This is a genomic window from Parendozoicomonas verongulae (genome assembly GCF_009711465.1).
In the GTDB taxonomy this organism is placed as follows: Bacteria; Pseudomonadota; Gammaproteobacteria; order Pseudomonadales; family Endozoicomonadaceae; genus Sansalvadorimonas; species Sansalvadorimonas verongulae.
The window spans coordinates 1-4,715 of sequence record NZ_SMME01000703.1; the positions used below are offsets into that span (position 1 = coordinate 1).

Sequence of the window (4,715 nt, forward strand, 5' to 3'; positions counted from 1 at the left end):
TTCTTCCCATAAAAAGAACAAAGAAGATAGGTAGAATACTCAGGACGAAAACATTTTTTAGCGGATTCCTTGAACTTATGACAAACCCTTACTGCGATTATCTGTTGAGGGAATGCTTTATCGCATCCATGTTCTGCCTGGTGGCCTTGTCTCACCAGATCATTGAATTTATTTCTTTGAACCATCTTGTGAACTGGGCATATCAATTTTTACTCTGAGCGTTGACATATCAATACTTACTGGTGGTTCTTTGGCTGCTTCAATGGGCTTTATATGCTCCGGCTGGGAAATTTTTCGACGTTTCCAAGGTTGACTTCTTTGCTCTTGGAGAAGCATGATTATTCTGTCGTATTCTGACCTTTTGGCAGAGTCAGAGCGTGAGCACTCGCCTTTTTGGTCTTTTGCCATTGTCAGTGGGCTTTTAGAGAAGAATCTCGAATAACGCCATTCTAATTTTTCATCAGCGCCCCATCCGAGCAACATTTTAACAACATCAAAGTGGCATTCTTGTGCCGCTATAAACAGAGCCGTGGAACCATCGTTCAGTCTGTGATTCACATTTACCCTTCCATCTTTTAGCAAAGTTTTAATGACCCCGGCATGGCCTTCCTGAGCTGCGATAAATAAAGCTGTGGAACCGTCGCTCAGTGTCTGATCCACATTCAGCCCTTTGGATGTAAGCAAAACTTCAATGACCCCGGCATGGCCTTTTTGAGCCGCCAGATACAGGCCGTGAACAGGTGTGCCACACACTCCACAGCTAAACTGCTCGTTAATATCAAAATCGTCATGATCCACAAAATACTGAGCCGCTTCCTTATTGCCTTGACGGCAAGCCGCCAGAAAATCATGTTCATCTAACGTCTTCCTTACTGGCTGACTCAGATCTGCTCTGCTTTCTTCATTGGCCAGCGCGTTTGCACACCCCACCAAAGCCAGGAGCAAAAAACTGGTGTAGAGAAATCGCTGCCCTTTGTGAGTTCTGAACACAACTCTCTCCACAAACTGTTATTACTAAAGGGAAAGAGTGTATGGCAATCAACAGGGAAGATATCAAGTTATTTGAGTCCCAACGCCTGACGGTGTCTTTTCCTGCACTTGCTGCGTCACAACTCTGGTTAAAAACCCTCAAGCAGAAGAGTTGATTTTTTTCGACAAGTAGGGCACGGGTTCCCTGAACCGGACACGGGAGCAGGCCGAGCGTCGTATGGACAGTCTAAGAAAACGGCGGGGGACGTATCCATGCTCTGCCCGGTCCGTGCCCCGGGTACTTATACAGTGGTCATGCTTCTTCCGACTGTCTCATTACATCACCGAATTTATTTCGCTGAGCCATCCTGTGAACTGGGCATATCAATATGTACTTTGAGCGCAGACATATCAACACTTACTTGTGTTTCTCTGGCAGTTTCAATGGGTTTTATGTGCTGTGGCTGGGAGGTTTGTCGGCGTTTCTTAGATTGACTTCTTTGCTCCTTGAAAAGTGTGGTTATTCTGCCGTATTCTGCCCTTTTGGCAGCGTCAGAACGCCAGAATGCAGTTCTTTGGTGTTGTGCAATTGCCAGAGGGCTTTTAGAGAAGAGTTTCCAATAACGCCACCCTAATCTGTCATCAGCACCATATCCGAGCAACATTTTAACAATATCAAAATGGCCTTCTTGAGCCGCCATAAACAGAGCTGTGGAACCATCCTTCAGTCTGTGATTCACATTCACTCTCTTGTCTTTTAGCAAAGTTTCAACGACTTCGGTATGGCCTTCTTGAGACGCTATAAACAAAGCTGTGGAACCGTCCCACAGTGTCTGATCCACATTCAGCTCTTTGGATTTAAGCAAAACTTCAATGACCCCGACATGGCCTTCTTGAGCCGCCAGATACAGGCCGGGAGCAGGTGTGCCAGACACTCCACAGGGAAACCGTTCGTTAACATCAAAATCGTCTTGATTCAGAAAATACAATGCCGCTTCCCTATGACCGTGACGGCAAGCCGCCAGGAAATCATGTTCATTCAACGTATTCCTCAATGGCGGGCTCAGATCTGCTTTGCATTCGCCTGCAGCCAGCGCGTTTGCACAAAATCCCAAAGACATGAGGAAAAGACTGGCGTATAGAAATCGCTGCCCTTCGTGAATTCTGAACACAACTCACTCCACGAACTGTTATTACCAAAAGGAAAGAAGGTATGGCAATCAACAAGGAATATATCAAGTTATTCGAGTCCCAACGCCTGACGAACGAAGGGGACCGTGGGTGAGGTATCATCTCATTGAATGTTGGGCAACGTTCAATAAACTGGCTTTTGTCGTGCTTTTTATGCAAATTGTCGTTATCACAAATACCACGTTGAATCCTGATGTCCTCTTCATTCACTGCTTCCCGCCAGACGATTACCGACCATCAGCCCGTTGTTTACTTGCAGGGCTCTGTGGAGCGAGTGACTTTTCACAGCGAAGAGAGCGGTTTTTTTGTTATCCGGGTCAAATGTAAGGGGCAGCGAGAGCTGGTTACCATGACCGGAAGCACTCCTTCGATAACCCCCGGGGAGTTTGTGGAAGCTTCTGGCATCTGGTTTAACGACCATCGACATGGTGTGCAGTTCAAGGTACAGCAGATCAAAACCGTAACACCGACCACACTCGAAGGTATTGAAAAGTATCTGGGTTCAGGGATGGTGAAAGGCATAGGCCCTCATTTTGCCAGGCGGCTGGTCAAGGCTTTTGGTGAGCATGTGTTCGAGATTATTGAGGAGAACCCGGAGCGCCTGCTAGAGCTGGAAGGCATCGGCAAAAAACGGCGGGAGAAAATCACTTCAGCCTGGTCAGAGCAAAAAGTCATTCGGGATATTATGGTTTTCCTGCAGACCCATGGTGTAGGCACTGCCCGGGCGGTGCGGATCTATAAAACTTATGGCGACCAGTCGGTTACCAAAGTGCAGGAGAATCCCTACCGACTTGCGCTGGATATTCATGGTATTGGTTTTAAGACTGCAGACCAGCTGGCTCAACAATTGGGGATTGACCGTACGTCTTTGATTCGCGCTCAGGCCGGTGTTCGGCATGTCTTACAGGAGCATTCCGGGAATGGACACTGCGCTCAGGCTTTTCTGGATCTTGTGGACTCAGCAGTTAAGCTGCTCGAAATTCCTGAAGAAACGATTAAGCAGGCTATTCAGGTTGAGGTTAATGAAGAACGGCTGATACCGGAAAATATTACAGGAGAACCTTGTTTGTTCCTGACGCCCCTGTTTCGTGCAGAGCAGGGCGTGGCCAACCATGTTACCCGGCTTCTGCAAGGGCAATCCGGCTGGGCGGAGCTTGATCTGAATAAAGCCATACCCTGGGTGGAAAGGAAAAACACAATTACTCTCTCAGACTCCCAAAAACTGTCGGTTGAAAAAGCTGTCCGAAACAAATTCTGCATTATCACTGGTGGCCCTGGTGTGGGGAAAACCACAGTGGTGAACAGCATCCTGAAAATCATTCAGGCCAAGAAAGCCAAAGTGACCCTGTGCGCTCCGACAGGTCGTGCTGCCAAGCGGCTTTCTGAATCCACCGGACAGGAAGCGACGACCATACACCGCCTGCTCGACTTCGATCCCAGTGCCTTTGATTTCAAGAAAAATGCCGAAAACCCGCTGGAGACTGATCTGCTGGTCGTGGATGAATCCTCCATGGTGGATATTGTACTTATGAACCAGCTGCTGCGTGCCGTGCCGGACGACAGTGCGGTATTGCTGGTGGGGGATGTTGACCAGCTCCCCTCTGTCGGCCCGGGCTCAGTTCTCAATGACTTGATTGACTCTGGTCAGGTACCGGTCGCCCGATTGACAGAAATATTCCGTCAGGCTGCCACCTCCCAGATTATTACCGGCGCCCATGCCATTAACCGTGGACAGGCACCAAGGCAGACAAAGAAAGGAGATAAAACAGACTTTTATTATCTGACTGGAGAAGAGCCTGAGGAGATTTTCAGCAAGGTCATGGCTGTTGTGACCAAACGGCTCCCAGCCAGTTTTGGGTTTGATCCGATACAGGATATTCAGGTGTTGGCACCCATGAATCGCGGTGGGCTGGGAGCCCGCAGTCTGAATGTTGCACTGCAGGAAGCCTTAAATGCGGATGCTCACCCCCGAATCACTCGCTATGGCTGGACATTTGCACCGGGCGATAAGGTCATTCAAACCGTGAACAACTACGACAAAGAAGTTTTCAATGGTGATATCGGACGGGTTCAAAGCATCGATATTGAAGAGAGTGAGCTACTGATCAATTTTGATGGTAAGGATGTTGCGTATCAGGTCAGTGAGTTGGATGAAGTGTCTCTTGCCTATGCGACGACAGTCCATAAAAGCCAGGGTTCGGAGTATCCCTGTGTTGTGATACCTATGGCCATGCAGCATTATACCTTGCTGGAGCGCAACCTGCTTTATACTGGAGTCACACGGGGAAAGCAGCTGGTGGTTATTGTCGGGCAGCCCAAAGCTGTCGGCATGGCAGCCCGAACTTTAAAGTCTACCCGTCGATTAACGAACCTTCAGGCCAGACTTCATAGTTCTCTATAACCCTGGAATCTTTCATGCACGTTTACAATAAGCCTCTTCAAGGTGTTCTTGCCAATATTGATGCCAAGGAGCATCATGCTCATGATGGTTCGCCTCATTCTTTTAGCTGGTGAACACCGGTGTGGCTCATAGAAGCCGGTAAGAGGGGCGAACC

3 protein-coding genes are annotated in these 4,715 nt (G+C 48.4%); 1 reads left to right on the forward strand and 2 read right to left on the reverse strand.

Annotation, left to right across the window (positions count from 1 at the left end):
* Positions 1-168 precede the first annotated feature (168 nt).
* A complete protein-coding gene (locus E1189_RS03270) occupies positions 169-798 on the reverse strand; it encodes an ankyrin repeat domain-containing protein (RefSeq protein WP_196221141.1) in 630 nt (209 codons plus the stop codon).
* A gap of 521 nt (positions 799-1,319) precedes the next feature.
* Positions 1,320-2,012 carry an ankyrin repeat domain-containing protein gene (locus tag E1189_RS03275; RefSeq protein WP_196221142.1) on the reverse strand — a complete coding sequence of 231 codons (693 nt, stop codon included), beginning with the start codon at positions 2,010-2,012 and terminating at the stop codon, positions 1,320-1,322.
* Positions 2,013-2,353: 341 nt separating this feature from the next.
* Between E1189_RS03275 and recD2 the strand changes: the two genes are divergently transcribed.
* On the forward strand, positions 2,354-4,561 hold the full coding sequence (gene recD2, locus E1189_RS03280; protein ID WP_155158616.1) for an SF1B family DNA helicase RecD2: 2,208 nt from the start codon (positions 2,354-2,356) through the stop codon (positions 4,559-4,561).
* The last annotated feature ends 154 nt before the right edge of the window (positions 4,562-4,715 follow it).

Coding starts and splice junctions, on each gene's coding strand:
- recD2 (WP_155158616.1), top strand. CDS start 2,354: ATGTCCTCTTCATTCACTGCTTCCCGCCAGACGATTACCGACCATCAG.